The organism is Alphaproteobacteria bacterium LSUCC0396 (assembly GCA_041228345.1).
Taxonomy (GTDB): Bacteria; Pseudomonadota; Alphaproteobacteria; order Puniceispirillales; family Puniceispirillaceae; genus UBA3439.
Map to the genome: position 1 here is coordinate 1,480,930 of CP166131.1, position 22,704 is coordinate 1,503,633.

26 protein-coding genes are annotated in these 22,704 nt (G+C 50.7%); 12 read left to right on the top strand and 14 right to left on the bottom strand.

What is annotated here, in order from left to right:
* Window positions 1–17 precede the first annotated feature (17 nt).
* On the top strand, window positions 18–1,037 hold the full coding sequence (gene holA / locus AB8881_07100) for a DNA polymerase III subunit delta (protein ID XDZ62319.1): 1,020 nt from the start codon (window positions 18–20) through the stop codon (window positions 1,035–1,037).
* Here the strand turns inward: holA and AB8881_07105 are convergent.
* The 5 genes from AB8881_07105 to mnmE are packed head-to-tail and all read right to left on the bottom strand — an operon-like array spanning window position 1,034 to window position 6,725.
* Window positions 1,034–1,987: a ParB/RepB/Spo0J family partition protein gene (locus AB8881_07105; GenBank protein ID XDZ62320.1), complete on the bottom strand. Its 954-nt coding sequence runs from the start codon at window positions 1,985–1,987 to the stop codon at window positions 1,034–1,036. The two genes, holA and AB8881_07105, sit on opposite strands and share 4 nt — an antisense overlap.
* The gene (locus AB8881_07110; GenBank protein ID XDZ62321.1) at window positions 1,987–2,769 is read right to left on the bottom strand and encodes a ParA family protein; all 783 of its coding nucleotides are present in this window, start codon (window positions 2,767–2,769) and stop codon (window positions 1,987–1,989) included. The genes AB8881_07105 and AB8881_07110 overlap by 1 nt, the downstream gene beginning before the upstream one ends.
* Window positions 2,770–2,826: 57 nt before the next feature.
* A complete protein-coding gene (gene rsmG, locus AB8881_07115; GenBank protein XDZ62322.1) occupies window positions 2,827–3,426 on the bottom strand; it encodes a 16S rRNA (guanine(527)-N(7))-methyltransferase RsmG in 600 nt (199 codons plus the stop codon).
* Window positions 3,423–5,321 carry a tRNA uridine-5-carboxymethylaminomethyl(34) synthesis enzyme MnmG gene (gene mnmG, locus AB8881_07120; GenBank protein XDZ62323.1) on the bottom strand — a complete coding sequence of 633 codons (1,899 nt, stop codon included), beginning with the start codon at window positions 5,319–5,321 and terminating at the stop codon, window positions 3,423–3,425. The genes rsmG and mnmG overlap by 4 nt, the downstream gene beginning before the upstream one ends.
* Before the next feature lie 57 nt (window positions 5,322–5,378).
* Window positions 5,379–6,725 (bottom strand): tRNA uridine-5-carboxymethylaminomethyl(34) synthesis GTPase MnmE, encoded by a 1,347-nt coding sequence (gene mnmE / locus AB8881_07125; GenBank protein XDZ62324.1) that lies wholly within the window; start codon window positions 6,723–6,725, stop codon window positions 5,379–5,381.
* A 121-nt stretch (window positions 6,726–6,846) separates the two neighbouring features.
* On the opposite strand from mnmE, the gene AB8881_07130 reads away from it, so the two are divergent.
* Window positions 6,847–7,380 carry a methylated-DNA--[protein]-cysteine S-methyltransferase gene (locus AB8881_07130; protein ID XDZ62325.1) on the top strand — a complete coding sequence of 178 codons (534 nt, stop codon included), beginning with the start codon at window positions 6,847–6,849 and terminating at the stop codon, window positions 7,378–7,380.
* 198 nt (window positions 7,381–7,578) lie between these two features.
* Here AB8881_07130 and rho read toward each other — a convergent pair whose 3' ends face one another.
* The 3 genes from rho to hemE form a co-directional block, all read right to left on the bottom strand.
* Window positions 7,579–8,838, bottom strand: a complete 1,260-nt coding sequence (gene rho / locus AB8881_07135) for a transcription termination factor Rho (protein XDZ62326.1) — start codon at window positions 8,836–8,838, stop codon at window positions 7,579–7,581.
* A gap of 149 nt (window positions 8,839–8,987) precedes the next feature.
* Window positions 8,988–9,416, bottom strand: coding sequence for a protoporphyrinogen oxidase HemJ (gene hemJ, locus AB8881_07140; GenBank protein ID XDZ62327.1), 429 nt, complete (start codon window positions 9,414–9,416; stop codon window positions 8,988–8,990).
* A gap of 9 nt (window positions 9,417–9,425) precedes the next feature.
* Window positions 9,426–10,454, bottom strand: a complete 1,029-nt coding sequence (gene hemE, locus AB8881_07145; GenBank protein ID XDZ62328.1) for a uroporphyrinogen decarboxylase — start codon at window positions 10,452–10,454, stop codon at window positions 9,426–9,428.
* A gap of 377 nt (window positions 10,455–10,831) precedes the next feature.
* Between hemE and AB8881_07150 the strand changes: the two genes are divergently transcribed.
* The 4 genes from AB8881_07150 to dnaQ are packed head-to-tail and all read left to right on the top strand — an operon-like array spanning window position 10,832 to window position 13,743.
* A complete protein-coding gene (locus AB8881_07150; GenBank protein XDZ62329.1) occupies window positions 10,832–11,728 on the top strand; it encodes a pyruvate, water dikinase regulatory protein in 897 nt (298 codons plus the stop codon).
* The gene (locus AB8881_07155) at window positions 11,721–12,389 is read left to right on the top strand and encodes a nucleoside triphosphate pyrophosphatase (protein XDZ62330.1); all 669 of its coding nucleotides are present in this window, start codon (window positions 11,721–11,723) and stop codon (window positions 12,387–12,389) included. The genes AB8881_07150 and AB8881_07155 overlap by 8 nt, the downstream gene beginning before the upstream one ends.
* Complete coding sequence (gene coaE / locus AB8881_07160) at window positions 12,386–13,003, top strand: dephospho-CoA kinase (protein XDZ62331.1); 618 nt, start codon at window positions 12,386–12,388, stop codon at window positions 13,001–13,003. Before AB8881_07155 ends, coaE begins: the two co-directional genes overlap by 4 nt.
* 26 nt (window positions 13,004–13,029) lie before the next feature.
* The gene (gene dnaQ, locus AB8881_07165; protein XDZ62332.1) at window positions 13,030–13,743 is read left to right on the top strand and encodes a DNA polymerase III subunit epsilon; all 714 of its coding nucleotides are present in this window, start codon (window positions 13,030–13,032) and stop codon (window positions 13,741–13,743) included.
* Between the two features lie 10 nt (window positions 13,744–13,753).
* Here dnaQ and secB read toward each other — a convergent pair whose 3' ends face one another.
* Entirely contained in the window at window positions 13,754–14,275 is a 522-nt protein-coding gene (gene secB, locus AB8881_07170) for a protein-export chaperone SecB (GenBank protein XDZ62333.1), read from the bottom strand.
* Between the two features lie 163 nt (window positions 14,276–14,438).
* Window positions 14,439–15,014 carry an FxsA family protein gene (locus AB8881_07175; GenBank protein ID XDZ62334.1) on the bottom strand — a complete coding sequence of 192 codons (576 nt, stop codon included), beginning with the start codon at window positions 15,012–15,014 and terminating at the stop codon, window positions 14,439–14,441.
* Between the two features lie 159 nt (window positions 15,015–15,173).
* Here AB8881_07175 and AB8881_07180 point away from each other — a divergent pair, with 159 nt between their 5' ends.
* From AB8881_07180 to AB8881_07205, 6 genes are all read left to right on the top strand, one after another.
* Window positions 15,174–15,815 (top strand): Tim44/TimA family putative adaptor protein, encoded by a 642-nt coding sequence (locus AB8881_07180; GenBank protein ID XDZ62335.1) that lies wholly within the window; start codon window positions 15,174–15,176, stop codon window positions 15,813–15,815.
* Between the two features lie 38 nt (window positions 15,816–15,853).
* Window positions 15,854–16,450 (top strand): Smr/MutS family protein, encoded by a 597-nt coding sequence (locus AB8881_07185; protein ID XDZ62336.1) that lies wholly within the window; start codon window positions 15,854–15,856, stop codon window positions 16,448–16,450.
* Complete coding sequence (locus tag AB8881_07190) at window positions 16,450–16,812, top strand: helix-turn-helix domain-containing protein (protein ID XDZ62337.1); 363 nt, start codon at window positions 16,450–16,452, stop codon at window positions 16,810–16,812. The genes AB8881_07185 and AB8881_07190 overlap by 1 nt, the downstream gene beginning before the upstream one ends.
* A gap of 228 nt (window positions 16,813–17,040) precedes the next feature.
* Complete coding sequence (locus tag AB8881_07195) at window positions 17,041–17,583, top strand: N-acetyltransferase family protein (GenBank protein ID XDZ62338.1); 543 nt, start codon at window positions 17,041–17,043, stop codon at window positions 17,581–17,583.
* A 2-nt stretch (window positions 17,584–17,585) separates the two neighbouring features.
* The gene (locus AB8881_07200) at window positions 17,586–17,951 is read left to right on the top strand and encodes a histidine triad nucleotide-binding protein (GenBank protein ID XDZ62339.1); all 366 of its coding nucleotides are present in this window, start codon (window positions 17,586–17,588) and stop codon (window positions 17,949–17,951) included.
* A 237-nt stretch (window positions 17,952–18,188) separates the two neighbouring features.
* A complete protein-coding gene (locus tag AB8881_07205; GenBank protein XDZ62340.1) occupies window positions 18,189–19,691 on the top strand; it encodes a YifB family Mg chelatase-like AAA ATPase in 1,503 nt (500 codons plus the stop codon).
* Here AB8881_07205 and gshB read toward each other — a convergent pair.
* From gshB to rsmI, 4 genes are all read right to left on the bottom strand, one after another.
* Window positions 19,664–20,632 (bottom strand): glutathione synthase, encoded by a 969-nt coding sequence (gshB, locus tag AB8881_07210; protein ID XDZ62341.1) that lies wholly within the window; start codon window positions 20,630–20,632, stop codon window positions 19,664–19,666. The two genes, AB8881_07205 and gshB, sit on opposite strands and share 28 nt — an antisense overlap.
* An 8-nt stretch (window positions 20,633–20,640) precedes the next feature.
* Window positions 20,641–21,246: a BON domain-containing protein gene (locus tag AB8881_07215; protein XDZ62342.1), complete on the bottom strand. Its 606-nt coding sequence runs from the start codon at window positions 21,244–21,246 to the stop codon at window positions 20,641–20,643.
* A gap of 212 nt (window positions 21,247–21,458) precedes the next feature.
* On the bottom strand, window positions 21,459–21,743 hold the full coding sequence (locus AB8881_07220; GenBank protein ID XDZ62343.1) for a YraN family protein: 285 nt from the start codon (window positions 21,741–21,743) through the stop codon (window positions 21,459–21,461).
* Between the two features lie 21 nt (window positions 21,744–21,764).
* Window positions 21,765–22,616 (bottom strand): 16S rRNA (cytidine(1402)-2'-O)-methyltransferase, encoded by an 852-nt coding sequence (rsmI, locus tag AB8881_07225; protein XDZ62344.1) that lies wholly within the window; start codon window positions 22,614–22,616, stop codon window positions 21,765–21,767.
* Window positions 22,617–22,704: the final 88 nt, after the last annotated feature.

Here is a 22,704-nt window from a genome sequence, read left to right on the forward strand (position 1 = left end):
CGGGCAACGTCTAAGAGATGAAAGTTGCGCCCCGCCAAATTTCCAGCTTTTTAACAAAACCACCTGCCGACATTAACGCCGTTCTGTTTCACGGTAATGATTTAGGCATGATTAGCGAACGCGCAAAGCAATTTGCCGCCTTATTTAGCGATAATTTGGACGATGTATTTTCGGTAACGCGGCTAAGCGGCGATATGTTATCTGGCGAGGTAGGCTTAATTGCTGATTCGGCCGCCGCCATTCCGGCCTTTGGTGATCGCCGGCTTGTTCTCGTTAAGGGTCGCGGTACCGAATTGCTAGAAGCCGCTAAACTGGCACTGGCAAAACCGTTACCCAATACCATGATCATAATCGAAGCAAGCGACACAACAACGAAACACGCGATTGTTAAATTATTCGAAACCAGCAAAACCGCTGCATCAATTGGCTGTTATGCTGATGGTGTCGGTGATATTTGTGAGTTAGCCAACAAAATTTTTGCCGCCGACAACGTCACTGCAAGCCGTGATGCGTTTGATATCATCGCCGGGCGGTTGGGCAGTGACCGGGCTTCATCACGCAGTGAAATTGAAAAACTGGCTTTAATGGCAGGGCCGGGCGGGCGGCTTGAGGCTGAGGATGTACAGATCGCGCTTGGCGATAGTGCGCTTCTTGCTATTGATGATATTGCCGATGCGCTGGCTAGTGGCGCCGTTGCCCGGCTGCAACAGGCGCTGCAAAAAGCCTGGTATGAAGATACCAATGCCGTGATGATCATTCGCGGTTGCCAAACCTATTTTCGGCAATTGGGTCTTGCCGGCTATGCGATGACAAATGGTCAATCAGCGCAAAATGCCTTGCGCAGTCTGCGCCCACCGCCGCATTTCAAATTACAGCACCGGTTACAGGCGCATCTTCGGCGCTGGCGACCGCATCTGGCAATGGAAATGGTCAACCGGTTACAAGATATTGAATTACAACTGAAATCTGGCAGAATTGACGATCAACTTTGCACCGCGCAAAGCCTTTTAGGGATTTGCCTTCGCGCGCCGCGCTAGCGTATACCCAACTTTGCCAGCAAATTGGTCATCTGCTCTAGTGACTGACAATCAATCACCAACTTGCCGCGCTCCTTGGCTTCATCCCAGTCAATCTGAAATGCCAGACCCAGCTTATCAGCTGCTTGGCGTTCCAGTGCTTTGATATCTGCCGATTTCTCTGGCTTAGCCGCTTTTTTGCCTGTCTTAACCCGATCTTGTTTGGCGAGCATTTCGGCCTGACGTGCCGACAGGCCTTTCGCAACAATCACCCTAGCAAGCGCGTCAGCATCGCCATGACCGATTAGCGGCCGCGCCTGTCCCATCGTGATTTTCCGGTCAAGAAGCAACGTCTGAACCGACGGCGGTAGTAATAAAAGCCGTAAGAGATTCGCAATGTGGCTTCTTGATTTACCAATAATTTCAGATACTTGTTCTTGTGTATAGCGGTTGGTTTCTAACAGTTTCTGATAGCCTTGCGCTTCTTCAATAACGCTAAGATCGCTTCGCTGAATATTTTCAATCAGCGCAATTTCATAACATTCAGCCTCGGTCAGGTCGCGAATAATCGCCGGAACCTGATGTATTTTCGCCAATTGCGCCGCACGCCAACGGCGTTCACCAGCAACAAGTTGATAGCGGCTTGGTTTTTCCGGGTTTGGGCGCAATAGAATTGGCTGAACAATACCTTTTTGCCGGATCGACGCCGCCAAATCATTCAGACCGTCCTTGTCAAACTGTCGACGCGGCTGCCAGGGGCCAACATTAATCCATTCGATCGGAATTTCCTGAAAGCCTGCTGATGGCGCGAGGGGCGCTGCAGCGGTTGATGCGTTACCATCACGTATAGCCGCCGCGCCTGTTGCCGCGGCAATGCCGCGATCACCTAACAGTGATGACAGCCCGCGCCCAAGCCCACGATTGGCGGTTTTCTTTGGCGATGCGGTGCCCGACGAGGTTTTTGGTGGCATTAGGCGACTTCCTTTTCCTGATTTAACAACTCGGCGGCAAGCGCGATATAGGCCTGTGAGCCAGTACAGTTTAGATCATACATCAATACAGGCTGGCCGAAAGACGGCGCCTCTGAAACACGAACATTTCTAGGAATTACAGTATTATAGACAAGATTTCCTAAATGCGTTCTAACATCATTTGCAACCTGTTCAGACAGTCGATTGCGCCCATCATACATCGTCAAAACAATACCCTGCATAGTAAGATTCTGGTTTAATTCAGCCTGTACCGACCCAATGGTTCGCATCAATTGTGACAGGCCTTCAAGGGCATAGAATTCACATTGAAGCGGTACCAGAACACGATCAGCTGCACATAACGCATTCACCGTCAGCAAACCCAACGATGGCGGACAGTCGATAATCACATATTCATATACCGATATGGCCGGCTTTAGAGCATCTGAAAGGCGGAATTCACGCCGCTCAATTTCAGCAAGCTCAATTTCAGCCGCTGAGAGATCTACAATGGCCGGAATTATATCCAAACCGGGAACATTGCTTGTCTTTACTGCCGCCTTAGCCTTTACTTCGCCAGTAATAAGCCGGTAGCTATTCACCGCGCGCTCTGGCTCATCAATGCCCAAGCCGGTACTAGCATTGCCCTGAGGGTCAAAATCGACCAATAGGACACGGCGCCCGCATGCCGCCAACGCCGTTGCCAAATTCACCGAAGTGGTGGTCTTTCCGACGCCACCCTTTTGGTTGGCAACCGCAATGATTCGGGTTTTTGAGGTCATATCAGCAAACCTTGTCCATTTGGGTCTAGTAACATAGCGACGATCACAAATCGTGATTTAGCGGCTATTTTTAAGTTCTAGAACAACACCAGTTGGGCCAGATAGGCTTGGGTGCGTTGTTGCGTCCATAGTGGAATAAGTTTGCAAATTGGTCAATTCATCTTGCACGGCAGCGCCTTTCAAAAACAGGCAGACACTTTTGGGACTAAGTTGATTTTCAATGAGTTTCAATAGTTTAGGGACAGGAGCTAAGGCTCGCGCTGTAATAACATCAGGGAAAAGCTGCGGCAGGGTTTCGATCCGCTGATTATGAACTTTGGCGGGCAAGTCCAATTCGCGGATCACCATCGACAAAAATACCGCCTTGCGCTGATCTGATTCGACAAGATCAACCGTAACGCCCCCCATAATCGCCAGAACGAGGCCGGGAAACCCAGCGCCACTGCCAACATCCATGATATTTTTGGTCTGTGGCGGGTAAAATGCCGCGAGCTGTCCAGAATCCAGAATATGACGCTGCCAAGCCTCGGCGAGGGTGCTGTTCGCGACAAGATTGATCCGCGCTTGCCATTTTTCCAATAATGTCAGATAGGCACGAAATTTATCAATTGTTTCACGTGAAACATTCAGCAATCGGGCAACATCATCCGGCGTCACGATACGGTCCTGCTGGCGGTGTGTTTCTGTTCACGTTTAATATGGCGCAAAACCGCCACAACCGCCGCCGGTGTCAGACCCGGAAGGCGGTTTGCATGGCCAATGGTTTCTGGCTGAAACCGCCGCAAGATATCTTTTGATTCTGCCGACAGCCCGCCCACCGCTGCGAAATCGGTCTCGGCCGGTATGCTTACCGCCTCATCACGGCGCAACGCATCAATATCTGCCTGCTGGCGTCCAACATAACCAGCGTAACGGTAATCTGCCTCCAGCTGACAATGCAATATAGGTGAAATATTCACCAGATCTGGCCAAACAGGCAAAAGATCGGCGATGGTGATTCCCTCTAACGTTAACAGATCAGCCGCACTACGAGCGGCCCCATCACGCGGCGCCGGCAATCCTGCCACTGCGACTATCTTTGCGGGCTGCGGATTGGTTTCAAGTGATTTACGCGCAAGCGCCAGTGACGCTGCTTTTTCATGCCATGCTTTTTGACGAACACTGCCAACACAGCCAATCGCAAGGCCGCGATCGGTTAAGCGCTGGTCAGCATTATCGGCGCGAAGTAACAGCCGATATTCCGCGCGCGAGGTAAACATTCGATAGGGTTCGGGCGCGCCTTTCGTGATAAGATCATCAACCATAACACCGATATACGCATCTGCACGATCCAGCACAAATGGCGCGTAATCTGGGCCATTTGCCGCCCGTAACGCGGCATTAATCCCGGCAATAAGACCCTGCGCCGCGGCCTCTTCATAACCGGTTGTGCCATTGATCTGGCCAGCCAGATAAAGCCCCGGCAGCGCTTTTAATGCCAATGACCGGCGTAATGCACGCGGATCAACAAAATCATATTCAATCGCATAACCAAATTGCAGGATTTTCGCCGATCCAAGCCCGGGAATTGTTGCAATCATCGCCTGCTGCACATCGCGCGGCAGGCTGGTCGAAATGCCATTTGGATAGACTGTCGGATCATCAAGCCCTTCTGGCTCTAGAAAGATCTGGTGAGAGCTTTTATCGGCAAAGCGGTTCACCTTATCCTCGATCGACGGGCAATAGCGGGGGCCAGTACCCGAAATCGCGCCGCTGTAAACCGCTGATAAATGCATCGATTCGGCAATAATCCGGTGTGTTTCGGCGGTCGTGCGGGTAATACCACAGCTGATTTGCGGCACGGTAATCTTGTCAGTCAGGGTGGAAAAGGGAATTGGCGGGTCATCAGCTGGCTGCATTTCAAGGCTGGCCCAGTCAATGCTGTTACCATCGAGACGCGCCGGCGTTCCTGTTTTTAGCCGGCCAAGCGGAAGTTCAAGTGCCGCAAGCCGCGCTGCAAGCTGATTTGACGGCGCTTCACCAACACGGCCAGCCGGCGTCCGCTCATCACCAAGATGGATTAAACCGCCTAAGAATGTGCCCGTTGTCAGCACCACAGCACCGCAATGAAAGGCGCGGCCATCCTCGGTTATAATGCCGGTTACATTACGGCCATCAGCGCCCGTTTCAACCGTCAGATCGCCAACAGCCGCTTCAATGATTTGAATATTCGGCATTTCGGCTAACAGCGCCTTGATCGCCATGCGGTAAAGCTTGCGGTCGGCCTGTGCCCTTGGACCATGCACTGCCGGACCGCGTGATCTATTCAACATCCGGAACTGGATGCCGGCACGGTCAATCGCGCGGCCCATAATCCCGTCCAGCGCATCAATTTCACGGACAAGATGGCCTTTACCAAGACCACCGATCGCCGGATTACATGACATCTCGCCAATACGGTCGGCGCGCATCGTCACCAGCGCAACATTTGCGCCCATGCGGGCTGCGGCTGCGGCTGCCTCACAGCCAGCATGACCGCCGCCAACGACAATGACATCAAATCTATTCGTCATGCTCTGCCTGTTTTTGCCAATAATCGGTTTAACGAGGGTGTTATGCCGTATTTTAGCCTATTTTCCAATACAAAAGGCGGAAAAGATGCTCCCCAGCAATTCTTCAACATCAATATCGCCAGTAATCCGGCCAAGCGCACTGGCGGCAAGGCGGACCTCTTCTGCCGCTAATTCCGGCGCGTTCTGGAAATCATGCCCCAATGCACGTTCCAGTGCATCATGCGCACCCTGCATGGCGATACGGTGCCGCTGGCGGGTAATGATAACACTGCCATCCGCGCGGTTTAGCGGGACCAGCCGATTGGCCAGTATTTCACTTAAACCCTCGATATCTGACGGGTTCTTTGCTGACATAATGATCATCTGATCATCAATTGCTGCCGGATCTCCCGCAACGCCGCAATCCGCCTTGTTAAGAATATATAATTTTGGCCGGTCGGTGAGGGCATCAATGTTCGCGCGCGTGGCTGGCCAGTCAGATTTACTGCCGTCCAGCACGATAATCACCAAATCAGCCACACCTGCCGCTTCTAGCGAGCGCCGAATCCCCTCGGCTTCAATCGTCCCGCTCGTCTCGCGCAATCCAGCCGTATCCATGATATTCGCCGGTACCCCGCCAAGATCAAGCCGTATCTGAATAATATCGCGTGTTGTGCCAGCCTCATCTGACACGATCGCCGCAGCGCGCCCAGCCAAGCAATTTAAAATTGTTGATTTGCCCGCATTTACCGGCCCAATTAACGCCGCAACCACGCCGTCCCGTACCAATTCACCAGCACCACCATCATTTAGATGACCAGCGAGTGCCGCCTGCAAATTTTCCGTGCTGGACCGCAAAGACCGTTCGACCGACGCTGGCAAATCTTCATCGGCAAAATCAATCAACGCCTCTAATTGTGCGGCAATCTGCACGAGTTCGCCGCGCCATTGCATTACCGGTCCACGCAAAGCGCCATCAATCTGTACCCATGCCTGATGCAGCTGTGCTGGCGTTTCGGCGTCAATTAAATCAGCCAAACCTTCAACGGCTGATAAATCCATTTTCCCATTCATAAAGCCACGGCGGGTAAATTCCCCCGGATAGGCCATGCGAAACCCTTCACCTGCCGCCAGCTGGGCCACTAGGGCATCAATGACCGCCCGGCTGCCATGACAATGGATCTCGCAAACATCCTCGCCCGTGCTAGATCGCGGCCCCTTCATAAATAGCAATAACGCCTGATCAATCACCTGCCCATCATGGTATAGCCGCGCCACCGAAAACTGCCCGGCAGGCGGACAGGCTGCGCGAAACAGCGCCGGTGCGCTTGCCGCGTTTGGCCCGCTAATCCGGATCACCGCAATTGCCGATCGTCCGGGTGGAGTCGCGATCGCAAAAATCGTGTCACTTGCAAGATTGCTCATAAACTTTTCAATTATTCCCGTCTCTGATAGGCTTTTCCTAGTGTGAAAGATGGCCAACAACAAGTCTTCTTTTTATGATCTCTTTCATTGGTTGGCCCGTATGACCATAAAAGGAGATATCATGCCCCAGATCAACGGCGCACTTGACCAGTTATTTTCGTCAAAAATCCAGACCGACTTTGGCTGGCTTCGACCCATTAGCAATGGCCATAGCCTCATCCGTCTCGATTGGAATCAAACTGGCTGGGACCAGCCTTGCCATGCTGACGATGTTTCACGTGAAACAATTGCCCAGCTTGCGGCCTTTTTCGCTGGACGCCTGCAGCAGTTCACCGTGCCCTTAGACCCCGTCGGAAAATCGAAAGCCGGACGTTATTGGCTCGATATTATGGCCAAAATCCCCTATGGGACGGTGATGAGTTATGGTGAATTTGCCAATTTTGCCGGCAAATCCGGTGCCGCCCGTGCCGCCGGGTCATCATGTGCGAGCAACCCAATACCAATTATCTATCCATGCCACCGTGTGGTGCGGGCAGATGGCTCATTGGGTAATTACGGCGGGGGTAGTGACAATCACCCGGCACATCAGGATAATCTAGCGCGCAAAGCCGCCTTATTGGCGCTCGAGACTGCCAGTAAATCGGCTGCTGCATAAATACCTATGTGACATATTGCCAACGCTTTGAGACATCATTTTAAGACATCATTAGGGGCAGGCGGTTTTTAACGCTGTTTTTCGACTGGTCACCAGTCACTGGTCACCAGTCACTGGCCGCTTGTCACTGGCCGCTTGTCACTGGCCGCTGGCCGCTGGCCGCTAGAATAATGCGCCACCCAAGCTATTCATATCGGTCTAGCTATTCATATGATCAAAGAATTCATTATTGCTCTTTGAATTCTTTAGCTTATCCACCAGGAATTCCATTGCATCAATTGGGCCCATCTGCATCAGAATCCGGCGCAGCACCCACATTTTCGCCAGCGTTCCCTTATCGACCAGCAATTCTTCCTTACGGGTGCCCGACTTGGTGATATCAATCGCTGGGAAGGTGCGTTTATCAGATAGTTTGCGATCGAGGATCACTTCGCTGTTACCGGTGCCCTTGAACTCTTCAAAGATCACTTCATCCATCCGCGAGCCCGTTTCAATCAACGCTGTCGCAATGATTGTCAAGGAACCGCCTTCTTCGATATTCCGCGCCGCGCCAAAGAACCGTTTTGGCCGCTGCAGCGCATTCGCATCAACACCGCCGGTAAGCACTTTTCCAGATGATGGTACAACCGTGTTATAAGCACGGGCAAGACGCGTGATCGAATCCAGCAAAATCACGACATCACGCTTATGCTCAACAAGGCGCTTGGCTTTTTCAATAACCATTTCAGTTACTTGAACGTGACGTGACGCTGGCTCATCAAAGGTTGATGAAATGACCTCGCCGCGGACTGACCGCTGCATATCGGTGACCTCTTCCGGCCGCTCATCAATCAATAGAACGATCAGATAAACCTCGGGGTGATTTTCTGAGATTGCATGGGCGATGCTTTGCAGCATCATTGTTTTACCGGTACGAGGCGGTGCGACGATAAGGCCCCGCTGGCCTTTCCCCATTGGGGAAATCAGGTCAATAACCCGCGGTGTATTATCTTTCTTATCCGGATTGAATGGCAATTCGAGGGTAAGTTTTTCTTCCGGATAAAGTGGTGTTAAATTATCGAAATTAATCCGGTGTCGAACCGCGTTTGGTTCTTCAAAATTGATTGTCTCGACTTTTAATAAGGCAAAATAGCGCTCGCCATCTTTTGGCGCTCTGATTTCACCCTCGACCGTATCACCGGTTCTAAGACTGAAACGGCGCACTTGGCTCGGGGAGACGTAGATATCATCAGGGCCGGGCAGATAATTCGATTCAGGCGCACGAAGAAAACCGAAACCATCAGATAAAACTTCAAGAACACCACTACCATAAATCGCCACTTCATTATCGGCGAGCTGCTTCAAGATCGCAAACATCATATCCTGTTTGCGTAATGTGCTGGCATTTTCGATCTCCAATTCCTCGGCATATGCCAAAAGATCGGCTGGAGACTTTGCTTTGAGTTCCTGAAGGTGCATAATTTTACTCTGGTGGGGAAAAAGCTAGCAGGGGATAGCCTCTGGCTGATAACCAGATCGTCTCATCCTGCTTGTGTTAACCAGAAAAGTCAATTGCTCTGAATTTCTGTAACTCTTACTGGTATTGAATTACCCGTCTTCTGTCACATTCAAAGCGGTTTGGCAACAGCCATAACAACAATGATAATCATCAATATTGTCGGTACTTCATTCCAAATGCGATAGGCCTTTGATGATAATGGTTTTTCATCATTTTCTAATAAACGCCGCATTTTCGAAAATTTACCATGAACCCCCGCCATTAATAGCACAGCCGCCAGTTTTACATGGAACCAAGGCTCACTAAAAAGACTTGGATACAGCGCGAGCATCCATAGGCCAAAAATAAAGCTAGCAATCATTGCCGGCGTCATGATCGCTTTTAACAGCCGCCGTTCCATCACCTTGAAGGTTTCCGCCTGCACAGATCCGGTTTGGGCATCAGCATGGTAAACAAACAGCCGCGGCAGATATAAAAGCCCAACCATCCATGAAATTACCGAGATAATATGGAGAGATTTGATAATTTCATAGCTCATTGCTCTGTCCTAACGATTCCGGATGTGATCAATCATTTTTTGCACATTTTCCACCGGTGTTGGTGGGGTAATTCCATGGCCGAGATTAAAGATATGTGGACGATCATGGAAAGCGTCAAGGATATGGTCAATATCGCGGAACATTTCCGGCCCTGCATTTAATAGGCTTAAGGGGTCAAGGTTGCCTTGTACTGGCATATTGGCTGGCAGATTTTTTGCCGCCCACAATGGATCAACCCCATGATCCAGCCCAACAGCATCAACCCCGCTTTCCGCCGCATACCGAAGTAACCCTTCACCAATGCCCTTTGGAAAGCCGATTATGGGCTGGTTATGACCATGTGCCCGCACGCCTTCGACAATTGCGCGCGCCGGTCTTATCACCAACCAGTCGCGTTGTGCAGCTGGTACCGCGCTTGCCCAGCTGTCAAACAGCATAAGAGCCTCAGCCCCGGCTTTTGCCTGTAATGACAGGAACGATATTGTGCCATCGACCAATATAGATATGAGGCCGTCTAATGATTTCGCCTCTTGCCATGCCCATTGCCGCGCCTTTGGGAAATCACGAGAACTAACCCCTTCGGCCATATAGGTGATTAATGTCCAAGGGGCGCCAGCAAACCCAATAAGCGCCGTCTCATCCGGCAGGGCCGCTTTAGTCAGATTAAGGGCTTTACCAACGGGCGCTAGCTTATCATCCAACCCCTCTAGACACGACGCATTGACATCATCAGGCTTATCCATTGCATCAAGCAAAGGTCCAACGCCGGTTTTAAACCTTACATTGCGCTGCATCGCCCACGGGATCATCAGAATATCTGAAAATATAATCGCCGCATCGAACCCATAACGAGCAATAGGCTGCAAGGTGACAGCTGATGCTTGTTCAGGATTTAAACAAAACGAAATAAAGTCCTTTTGGCTGGCACGGACATTCCGATATTCTTCAAGATAGCGTCCAGCTTGACGCATCATCCAGATCGGAGTCTTGGCTGATTTAGCGCCATGTAATGTGGAAAGGAATAGCTTATCGGTCATTCTGTTCTCTAACATTATATATATATTAAAAAAAGGTAGTTGTTTTCGTAGTGCCTGTGGATAACCACAAATATGATGTTATTCAAATATTATCCACAAATTTTTCCCGATATGTGGATAGATTTTTGGGTATCTTTTCAACAGCTTTCACTCTTATCCCAGAACATCCCACTTTGAGATGGATAAATAATCCACCTGTTGAAAAATACCGCGTGATTGTGCGTAACTAGCGTTCTTGCGCTGTCAGTTAAAAATAATCCCCAGTGACCGATATCTTGCGCACAGTCTTATCCATTATGATTAGCTGTGAAAATGGCCCCAATATCGTCGCCCCAATATCGTCAATAATCGACAAGCGCCAGCATTGATGAAACGAGATGACAAAACGGCGTTTTCTAGCTACATCTTGTCAGACGATGCCAAACCAAACGCTACATATCCACCTTGTCTCAGACTCGACCGGTGAAACCGTGCATCAGGTGGCGCGCGCGTGTCTTGCGCAGTTTGCCGGCGTTAAAACGGTTGAGCATGTCTGGACGCTGGTGCGGACAACGGCGCATCTTCAGGCGCTATTTGACGGGCTTGATCGTTACCCGGGCATTTTGCTGATGAGCATCATTGATCAGGAGCTGCGCGCCAAGATTGATAAAACTTGCCACGATAAAGGCGTTCCGGCCGTTTCAGTGCTTGATCCGGTGGTTAATCTTTTAACGACAGTGCTTGGTCAGTCCATGACAAATTTGCCCGGTGGACAGCGCCGGCTTGATACAGCTTATTTTGCACGTATGGCAGCGGTTGATTTTGCTGTTAGTCATGATGACGGCATGAATATGAGCAATCTGAAAACCGCTGATATGTTGATCGTCGGCATATCGCGTACCTCAAAAACGCCAACGTCAATGTATCTGGCGCATCGTGGCTATAAAGTTGCAAATTATGCGTTGGTTCCGCAGGTGCCATTTCCACAGCATTATCTAGATGGGCTGAATATCTTTGTCGTTGGCTTAACGAATGATCCAAAACGGCTTAGCCAAATTCGCCGTACCCGACAGGTGGCGATGCAGGACACAAAGAATGAAGATTATGCAAATATCGATCAGATCACTGAAGAAGTGCGCAATGCGCGGCGGCTTTTTGCCAGTAATAAATGGCCGGTAATTGATGTAACCCGCCGATCAGTCGAGGAAACAGCTGCGGCAATTTTGCAATATTATACGCAATGGCAAGAAACCCAATCACCCGAGCCTCAATCACCCGAGTCTGGTCATGAGTAAAGCGCCCTTTGTAACGCTGGCGGGCGGCGATCTTGTTCTGGCATCGGCAAGCGCAATACGCGCCAAAATTCTAGCCGATGCCGGCATTGGCTTTCGCACCTATCCAGTGGCAATTGATGAAGAGGCGGTGCGCGCTGCTGGCATGGCCGAGGATGTGCCAGCGGGTGATATCGCCGTAATGCTGGCCGAAATAAAAGCCGCCGCCGCGGTTCAGCGTCTGGCAATAGAGAACGACCTACCAAAATCTTATATTCTTGGCTGTGATCAAATCTTATCCTGCGAGGGGTCGATTTATGGAAAACCCGAAAACCGCGCTTTGGCAAAGGCACAGCTTAGCGCCTTATCGGGTAAAACCCATCATTTGTTAAGTGCGGCAGTTTTATTTCACCGGGGGGCGCGTATTTGGCATCATCTATCTGTCGCGAAAATTACCATGCGCACTCTCGATGAATCCTTTATTGACGCGTATCTCGACCAGCTTGGGCCAGCGGCGTTTACATCACCTGCAAGTTATCAGATCGAGGGACTCGGTGCGCAGCTTTTGGCGCGGATCGAGGGTTGTCATTATGCGATTTTAGGGCTGCCGCTACTCGAATTACTGGGTATTTTGCGGCAACATGGACTGAAACCCCAAACGCAAAGTGAAGCCGTCAGCAGATGAAAATCATCGGGCTAACAGGATCAATTGCGGCTGGGAAATCAACGGTCGCTGGATGGGTTCGCGACCTTGGCATTGCCATTCATGACGCTGATGCGGCAGTGCATGAATTGCTGGGGCCGGATGGTGCTGCGGTGGCTGATATCATTGGTGTTTTTGGGGCTGATACTGGCAGTATTGCAATGGGGATAGACCGGCAGGCGCTGGGTAATTTGGTGTTTGCCAACCCGCCGCGGCGCAAACAGCTTGAGGCGATTCTTCACCCTATGGTGCGCCAGCACCGTGACGCATTTATCCATCGGCATAGGGCAGCGGGCGCACCAGCTATTCTGTTGGATGTGCCGCTATTGTTTGAGACCGGCGGTGAGGCGATCTGTGATTATGTTATTGTGGTGTATGCAAGCACCGCAACCATCACCCAACGCGCATTGAGCCGCACCGGCATGACCGCGGCCAAGCTAGAGGCCATTCTGGCCTCGCAAATGCCGGTTGCCGAGAAAAAACAGCGCGCTGATCTATTGCTTGATACAGACCTTGATCAAGATGCCACAAGACAAGATTTAATCAGGTGGCTTTCGGCCATTGATGTGCCTATGGTTGAGGCGGGCAAATCGTGATTATAACTGCCGGGATATAATAAATTATGCGTGAAATTGCTCTTGATACAGAAACCACCGGCATCAGCCCGCGTGACGGGCACCGTATTATCGAGATCGGCGCGCTGGAATTAATGCATCACCTGCCCACCGGGCGCAAATTGCATCTTTATATCAATCCAGAGCGCGCTATTGACGATGGTGCAGTTGCGGTTCATGGCATCACCAGTGAATTTCTGGCGGACAAGCCTGTCTTTGCCGATATTGTCGATGAATTTCTGACCTTTATCGGAGATGATCCGCTGGTCATTCACAATGCCAGCTTTGATATGGGCTTTATTAACGCCGAGTTAAAACGGCTGAACAGGCCGGTGCTGCCGATGAGCCAATCGGTCGATACATTGATGATGGCGCGAAAGAAATTTCCCGGCGCACAGGCCAATCTAGATGCCCTATGTCGCCGCTTTGAAATTGATAATACGCATCGTGATTTACACGGCGCGCTGATTGATGCCGATCTTTTGGCCGGGGTTTATATCGAACTGCTAGGGGGGCGGCAGCCGGGTCTATTATTAGATACGGCCAGCCAAAATCAAACCGATGAAAAGACCACGCCAATCCATGCCGATCTGCGCCCAAAATTTGAAATTGATGGCACGAATATCCGTCCTATTCGGGCACATGCGCCAACCGCTGATGAGCTAGAGGCGCATGCTAATTTTATTGCCAGTATAAAAGACCCGATTTGGCAGCGTGATTAATCTACAGTGATTAATTACTAGTCTTTGCGGCGGCCTGTTGTGCCAGATTATGCTGATAAACGGCAACAAAATCGACGGGCTGAATATTAAGTGGCATAAAGCCGCCATCGCGGGTGGCGTCTGAAATGATTGCGCGGGCAAACGGGAATAACAGCCGCGGTGCTTCAATCATAATCAATGGATTAATCTCGTCGGCTGGTGTGCCTTCAGGTGAAACCAGGCCTGCATAGGTCAGGTCTACGAGAAATAATACGCTGTCTTTCGCGGTTGCCTTGGCAGCAAGATTCAGCGTGACTTCATATTGATTCTCGCCAATAAGCTGGGCGCCAACATTCACCGTGATTTCAACGTCAGGCTGGCCAGCGCCTTCGATCAGAACACGTGGAGCGTTTGGATTTTCAAACGAAAGATCCTTGACATATTGTGCGTGGACAATGATCTGGCGGGCGACATTCGCGGTGTCATCAGTTGACGAAGATTTTCCATTATCTTTGGCAGCTGGTGTTTTTGTTGCTTTTGAATTTTTGGCCATATTTGTCTCCAGAGTGGCGTTGATCGCGAAATAGTAAACGATGCAAAATAGAATGAATACCTAACTGACTGCTGCTAGTAGCATAAATAACCGTTGGCGAACAACCATGTCAAAAATAACCATGTCCAAAATATGGGCCAGCTGAAAACACTGATAAAATTTCTTAATGCCGCTTGCCGTTTTTATTGCCAAGCTGATGATCATCACCGGGTTTTTCTTCAAACTCACCTTCGATAATATCATCATCAGGATTTGTGTAACGGCGCTGTTTGGCGAACGAGCCATGCGGTTCATCACCGCTGCCGCCATGCGTGCTTCTGGTGTTGCCAAACCCGCTATTGCCAAACCCGCCCCCAACATTCGTAAAACCACGAAACCGCTGACTGCTCGCCAGCCATTGCAGCAGATAGACACCGGCCAGCGTCCGGATACCCGGTAAAAACAGCAACAGACCAATCGCATCGGTTACATAGCCGGGTATCAGCATCAAGGCACCGCCAGAAAGCAGCGAAATACTATCAGCAATTGATGTGACCGGCGCACGGCCTTGGGCAATATCACTCTGGATACGGCTTAAAACTGACATCCCCTGACGTTTTAGCAACGCAATTCCAAAAACTGCCGTCACAAAAACGCCAAGAAGGGTTAACAAGCCGCCAATTTCACCGCCAATGAAAATGAAGGCCGACATCTCGGCCCAGCCCCATAACAGCAGGCCAAGAATAATCATTAGTCCCATATGACCGATCCCATAAGCGGTTTTTAGTAATTTTTGCCGACATTTTCGGGCAGCATCTGGATTTAATCCCCTACATATGCCATCTATATTATGACGCCATTGGCAAAAGACTCAATGATGTTAAATAACGCCAATTTAAAACCTTAGATGGGGGCCGAGTTGCAATTCATAGATATTATCATTTTTGCGGTTATTGCCGTTCTTTTGGTGCTTCGGCTTCGGTCGGTTCTGGGCCAACGCACGGGCTATGAGCAACCGCAGGATGAAATCCGCGCAAACCGGTTTGATCAAACCGAGAATGATAATGAACCGGTCCAGCTCTATCCAAAGGCGGCTGGTGTTGCGGCGCATGGTCTTGATGCGCTGCGCCAGATTGACCGTAGCTTTAATGAAAAACAGTTCACCGATGGCGCCACCGCTGCATTCGAGATGATTTTAACGGCCTATGCCGAGGGTGATCTTGCCCAATTAAAGCGGTTATTGGGCTATGATCTCTTGCAAAGCTTTACCGCCTCGATACAGGCGCGAACAGCGGCCAAAGAAAGCCTTGTTATTACCGTGGATGATATTCGCGAGGTCAGCATCCTCAATATCTCGGTGATTGATCAGCTTGCCAGCATTACGGTGCATTTCCATTCGGTCCAAACCCGTATCGCCAAAGACGAAAATGGTGAAATTATCGAATCAGACGATGCCGAGGCACGCGAATTTAGCGATATCTGGACATTTGAGCGTGATTTGACGCTGTCTGATCCTAATTGGAAATTGGTTGAAACCGAGTCCGAGACTGCTGAAGACTAATTGATTCTGGTAATTGGGGCTGGTAATTGGGGCTGGATATGCCAAAAAAGCGCATTATCAAATCAGACGATGATACGGTTTTATGGCAACGGGTGATCACCGAGATTACGCCGTTAAAATCGACCATTGAATCAGCTGAATTTGTCGCGCTTTTTGCCCAGCCAGCGGTAAAGATGTCATCGCCATCCAAACTGCCAACAAGACCAAGCAAAAAAACCAGCGCAACCGTCGCGCAGTCACCGCGCAGTTCCGTGGTAATTCCGCCAGCATCAGGGTCAAGGCTAAACCCGGTTGATTTGCGTCAGGGGGATCGCGCCGGAATTGACGGGCGAACCCAGCGCCGGCTGTTTCGCGGCGATGTGCCGGTCGACAGGCGCCTTGATCTGCATGGCTTGAGCGCGGCGCGGGCTGAAAGCCGGTTGACGAAATTTATTGAAACCGCAGCAAATGAGGGTGCGCGCTGTGTGCTGGTAATTACTGGCAAGGGCGCTGGTATTCTTCGTGGCTATGTTCCGGAATGGTTAAAACGCCCGCCCTTATCAGGACTGGTACTAGCCTTGGCTGAAGCTCGCCCGATAGATGGCGGCGGCGGTGCGCTTTATGTTTTGTTGCGCCGCAAGCGCGGCGGCCAATAATGACCCCATTTGGCGTAAAAATGCGTGAATGGCGCCGGGAAAAAAATCTAACCCAACAGCAACAGGCCGAATTTCTGGGCGTCTCCAAGGCCTATATCTCAGCACTTGAGACAGGATCTCGCGGCCAGCCTTCGGCGGTGCTTGTCGATCAGATTTGTGTTTGGCTCGGCCTTATTTGGGATGATGCCGAAGAGTTAAAGCGGCTGGCAAGCCTATCGCATCCAAAACCCTCCATTGATGTCCGCAATCATAGTGCCGAAGCGGTTTATCTAGCCAATCTTCTGGCACAAAATATCAACCGGCTGTCGGCGAATGACTGCCAGGAATTTAGTGATGAAATTGAACGACGCGCCAAATCTTAAGTGAATCTTTTTAATAATAATCCGAGATTTCGGGATTTCATAAACTTGTCATAATCATTTCTTATGCTATTAAGGTGAGAGACTAGCGACATTAGATGCGATGAATAACAGGTTGACGTCGAAAATTTAGCATCTATTTTTCTTTATTAGCTAACGGTTAAACCCATTATGAAAGTGGGCGCTAGGCGGCGCGCTGTTGACCGACATATAAGCCAAAAGGATAGAGATATGACCCCTGAACTGCTTCGTGATCGCGCTGCGAAACTGTCGGTTGAAACAATTGAACAGCTAACCGAGCGCGACATTCACGAATTGAGTGATGCAGCAGAGGCGGCAATCCTATCGGGTGGCGGTTTTGGCTGGCTGTCACCGCCGCCAAAGTCGGTGATGGAAGATTATTGGCGCGGGGTACAGATGATTCCTGACCGGCATTTGATTCTGGCGCGCCTCGATAAGGTGATTGCCGGCAGTTGCCAGATTGTACGGCCTCCGAAAAATAACGAAGCCCAGAATTTTGCCTGTCAATTGACGACATTCTTTGTTGCGCCATGGGCGCGTGGTCATGGATTGGCGCAGATGATTGTTGCCGAGGCTGAAGCACTGGCTAAATCTGAGGGGTTTGCGATGATCAACCTTGATGTGCGGGCAACGCAGGATCGTGCGATCCAATCATTCGAGGCGCGCAACTTCAAACGTTATGCGACTAATGAATATTACGCGAAGGTCGATGGCGACTATGTTCCGGGATATTATTATCACAAAGAGCTGTAACCATGACCTATGATCCAAATAATGTTTTTGCCAAGATCTTGCGGGGGGAAATTCCCTGTCAGAAAATCGACGAAGATGACCATACGCTCAGCTTTGCCGATATTAACCCGCAGGCACCGGTTCATATTTTGGTGATCCCGAAAGGTGCCTATATTGATTGGGCTGATTTTGCCGCCAATGCCAGCGCTGTTGAAATTCATGCCTTTACTAACGCCATCAGCCGCGTTGCCGAATTAAGTGGGATCAGCGAAACGGGTTATAGGGTAATTTCAAATATTGGTGTGGATAGCCATCAAGAAGTACCGCATCTTCATATGCATGTGCTTGGCGGTGCGCCCGTTGGCCCGCTGGTGATGACCAAGGCATAACGAGGCATAACGAGGCATAAAAGATATAAATCGGTCACTTTTTCTGCCAGCTAAACAACTGAATTTAGCAGATGCCACCGGCCCGATATCACAATCGACATTATGCCTATAGATGATGGTGAGTGATGATACTGAGTCCCGGTAAATTATTGTTTTTTCTAATATACTTGTACTAAAGGTTGTTTGCCGACACACTCGCTAGCCCATCCTTTTGGATAGGCTATTGGGCAGATTTGGATGCACGCACAAATTCATACCATCGCGTTTCGGGGCATCGAGACGATTGATGTGACGGTTCAGATCCACATTGCCAATGGCTTGCCGGCGATGGCGATTGTTGGTCTTGCGGATAAGGCGGTGGCGGAATCGCGTGAACGGGTACGTGCGGCCTTGTCGTCAATTGGGCTCGTTTTGCCGCCAAAACGTATCGCGGTTAATTTGGCACCTGCAGATGTGTTAAAAGAAGGCGCACATTTTGATTTGCCGATCGCGCTCGGCCTGATGGTGGCGATGGGGGTTGTGCCGCGTGATGCTGTTGAGGGCGCGCTGGTACTTGGCGAATTGTCGCTTGATGGTGCTATCCAGCCAGTATCGGGGGTGTTGCCTGCGGCAATTGCGGCGCTGGCTGCTGGGCGCGAGTTGATTTGTCCCAGTGCGTGCGGCAGTGAAGCGGCATGGGCCGATGGATTATCAATTATCGCCCCACCAAGCCTGACCGGTCTGTTAAATCATATACATGGCCGCCAAGTGTTAACCCCGCCGATACCCCAAATCCAGTCATTGCGAACCGATTTACCCGACCTTGTCGATTTAAAGGGTCAGGATACGGCGCGCCGTGTTCTCGAAATTGCGGCGGCCGGTGGCCATCATTTGTTGATGGTTGGTCCGCCCGGTTCGGGTAAATCAATGTTGGCGGCGCGGCTTGCTGGCCTATTGCCGCCCCTAACACCGGCCGAGGCACTCGAGGTGACGATGATGCATTCGGTTGCGGGGCATCTTGGTGATGGCGGCCTGATCCAGAACCGGCCGTTTCGCGAGCCGCATCATTCGGCGTCAATGGCAGCACTTGTTGGCGGTGGCCTGCGCGCGAGGCCGGGTGAAATTTCGCTGTCGCATCATGGTGTTCTATTCCTTGATGAACTGGCTGAATTTTCACGTGTTGCACTAGACTCGCTCCGCCAGCCACTTGAAACTGGGTCGGTAGTGGTTGCGCACGCGAACCATCATGTAACCTATCCAGCACGCTTTCAGCTGATTGCGGCGATGAACCCATGCCGATGCGGCTATCTTGGTGATCCTGGCCGTGCCTGTAGCCGTGCCCCGACTTGTGGACAAAACTATCAGGCAAAAATTTCGGGCCCGATGATGGATCGTTTTGATCTGATTATTGAAGTCCCTGAAATTAGCGCTGTTGTTCTGCTTGATCAGGGCAAGGGTGAGCCAAGCCAAATTGTTGCTGCACGAGTTGCCGCTGCGCGCCAGTTCGGATCGGTGCGCAGAAAAGATAAAATGGCGAATGCAATGATCAGTATTGATCAGTTGGACAAGCAGATCATAATGGAAAAACCGGCAGAGGAATTATTACGGGCGGCGATGGATAAGGCGCATTTATCAGCCCGCGCCTATCATAAGATTATGCGGGTATCGCGAACGATTGCTGTTCTTGCTGGTGAGGATAGGGTCAGCCGCGCCGCCTTGGCCGAAGCATTGGCCTATCGGGCGATGCTATTATTAGCGTGAGACGGATGTTTGCGTTCAATCGCATCCCATGTAAGGGCGGCGATATCAATCCCTGATAATCGTTGAATTTCACGGATGCCCGTTGGCGAGGTAACATTGATCTCTGTCATGTAATCACCGATAATATCAATGCCAACAAATAATAGCCCACGGCGACGTAATTCAGGCCCAATCGCGGCACAAATTTCGAGATCTCGATCGGTTAAACCGGCCTTGGCGGCACTACCCCCAACATGGAAATTAGACCTTGCCTCACCCTCATTAGGGATTCGGTTCACCGCACCAACCGCTTCACCATCAACCAGAATGACCCGCTTATCGCCATTACGCACTGCCGGAAGATAGGCCTGCACCATAACCGGCTCGCGGCTATTGCCAAAAAACATCTCAAGAAGTGAGCTTAGGTTTTGATCATCGGGTTGCAGCCGGAAGACGCCAGCACCACCGTTACCAAATAATGGCTTTATGATGATGTCTTTATGTTTTTGCCGAAACGCCATGATCGTTTCAGGGTCGCGGCTGATCAGGGTTGCGGGCATTAAATCGGGATAGAGTGTGACAAGCAGTTTTTCTGGCGCGTTCCGAACCTCGGCCGGATTATTCACAACCATCGTTTGCGGGCCAAGCATTTCCAGCAAATGCGTTGCGGTAATATATGCCATATCAAACGGCGGATCTTGGCGCATTAGAATGACGTCAAATTCCTGCAATGGCCTAGTTTCACGATCGCCGGTTTTAAAATGCGCACCAGCCTTATCATAAAAAGTTAAATCCTGACCAACTGCGGTAATAACACCGTCATTCAGGCTTAGCCGGTCGGGCGTGTAATACCACAGGCTATGGCCGCGCTTCTGTGCCTCAAGACCAAGCGCAAAAGTCGTATCACCGGCGATCTGCAGCGTTTCGACCGGATCCATCTGGATGGCAATTGAAAGGCCCATTGGATGAATTACAGCCGCTTGTCAGATTGCAGGGTAATGTAATTTACAACCTGTTGGGTAAACCGAATATCGCGTGCATGAGCAACCACCCGGTTCATTTCTTCGGCATTCGCCGCAACGCCCGACAGGTAAACCGTACCATTCACAACGTCGATGCTGAAGTTCAGTGACGAGATATTGCTATCGGTAATCAGCTTTGTCCGCAATGTGGCACTGGCGGCAAGATCCTTGGCAATGTCCTTGATAGATGATGTATCGGTTACCTGTAATTCATTAACCACTTCACGAACCCCAAAGATTTCCCAAGCTAGCCGTGTTGCCAAGATCTTTTCTTCGGGTGTTTTTACCTTGCCGGTCATCAGCACCGCACCATCATTGACGGTGATATCAACCGCGGTTACCAACGAGAAATCGGTATTAACAAACCTGTCGGTCAGCTTGGCGTGGATTTGGGTATCGGCAACCGATGTTGACAGGCCTTTTTCAGTGGTCGAGGCCGCAACGGCGGCAGTGCCAACGCCAATGACGGCACTGGCGCAACCAGACAGACCAATGCTGGCAAGCAGAAGAACAATCGCAGTCGGCGCGAAACGCGCCTTACGGACAACGGGCATATTTGCAATCCTAATCACTAGGTTTTGAAGCCCTTAATGTGACGCTTTGCGATGAATCGGTCAAGGTCATTTGCAGTAAATTACCACGCATTATGGATATGCGTAATCTTGCCAAAGCCAAAGCGTGAACCCGGCTCAATGGCAATGAAGTCAAATCGGCAATCAAAGGTTGTGAACCGTTGGTTCTTCGCCAGAAAGAATGCTGCTGCCTTTCAGATGCGCTGTTGCTGATGCGGCGTGATAATCCTGTCAGTGATTCCATGCTGGCGATATTTCACCTCGGCAAAGACCAGCAGATTGCGGCGTCGTAAAATCAGATCAATTTCGCCAGCAACGCAGCGCCACCGCCGGTGAATTAGCCGATATCCTTTGCACCAGAGAAGCCAACGGATTTTCCACTCGGCTAGCCGGCCAGCCTGTTCGTCACGCTGGCGTTTTCGTTTGCGCATCTTTGCCGATACCGGAGGGCGCGGCTGATTTGCCGTTTGATTTGGCATGATAGCGCATTTGACAAGGGATCAATTTTTTTTGTCAAGATCGATGGCAAGTGAATAGATCATTTTACGTGGCTGGCCAGAAATTTGGGTGACGGTTTGCACCGCATCGCGAAGGCTCGTCGCTTGCATTTCTGCACGCAACATAGCGGTTAGCGTCGCCGCATCAAATTCTTCTTCATCCTTGATAATGCCGCTGACCAAAATGACTGTTTCGCCTTTTGGTGGCAATGCCTGGGCATAGAATTCAGCCAACGATGCCAGCGTGTCCCGGTGAAAATTTTCATGTAATTTGGTTAATTCGCGTGCCACAACCGCCATCCGGTCGCCAAATATCTCGATCATGATTTGCAATGTTGCGCCAAGCCGTCGCGGTGATTCAAACCAGATGCTAGTCACATTCAGATCGGCAAATTCAGTGAAGGCGGTCCGCGCCGCCTTTTGTCCATGCGGCACAAATCCGGCAAATAGGAACCGGTCACTTGGCAGGCCTGCGGCCGCAAGACTGGCTAGAACGGCGCTTGGGCCGGGGATCGCTGTCACGGGAATATCTGCGTCATGACAAGCGGCGACCAGTTTATAGCCCGGATCCGATACCAGCGGCGTGCCAGCGTCACTGACAAGCGCTACCAGCTTGCCGCTAGCCATTGCGTCAATCAGCTTTGGCCGCATAGTTTTGCCATTGTGATCGTGATAGGGCATGAATTTAGCCGACGTGCGCAATCCCGTTAAGGTCAGCAACTTCCGCGTCATTCTAGTATCTTCACACGCAAGTATATCAGCCTTTTGCAACCATTCGGCGGCACGAGGCGACAGATCTCCAAGATTGCCAATCGGTGTTGCGATGACCGCTAATTGCCCTCGGCTTTGTATCATAATGACTCCGTTGCTGACGCTATGCTGATTTGGGGGCAGTATGGGCGATGGCACAGGGCCTAACAAGCGGATAATGCGCGTTGATCAT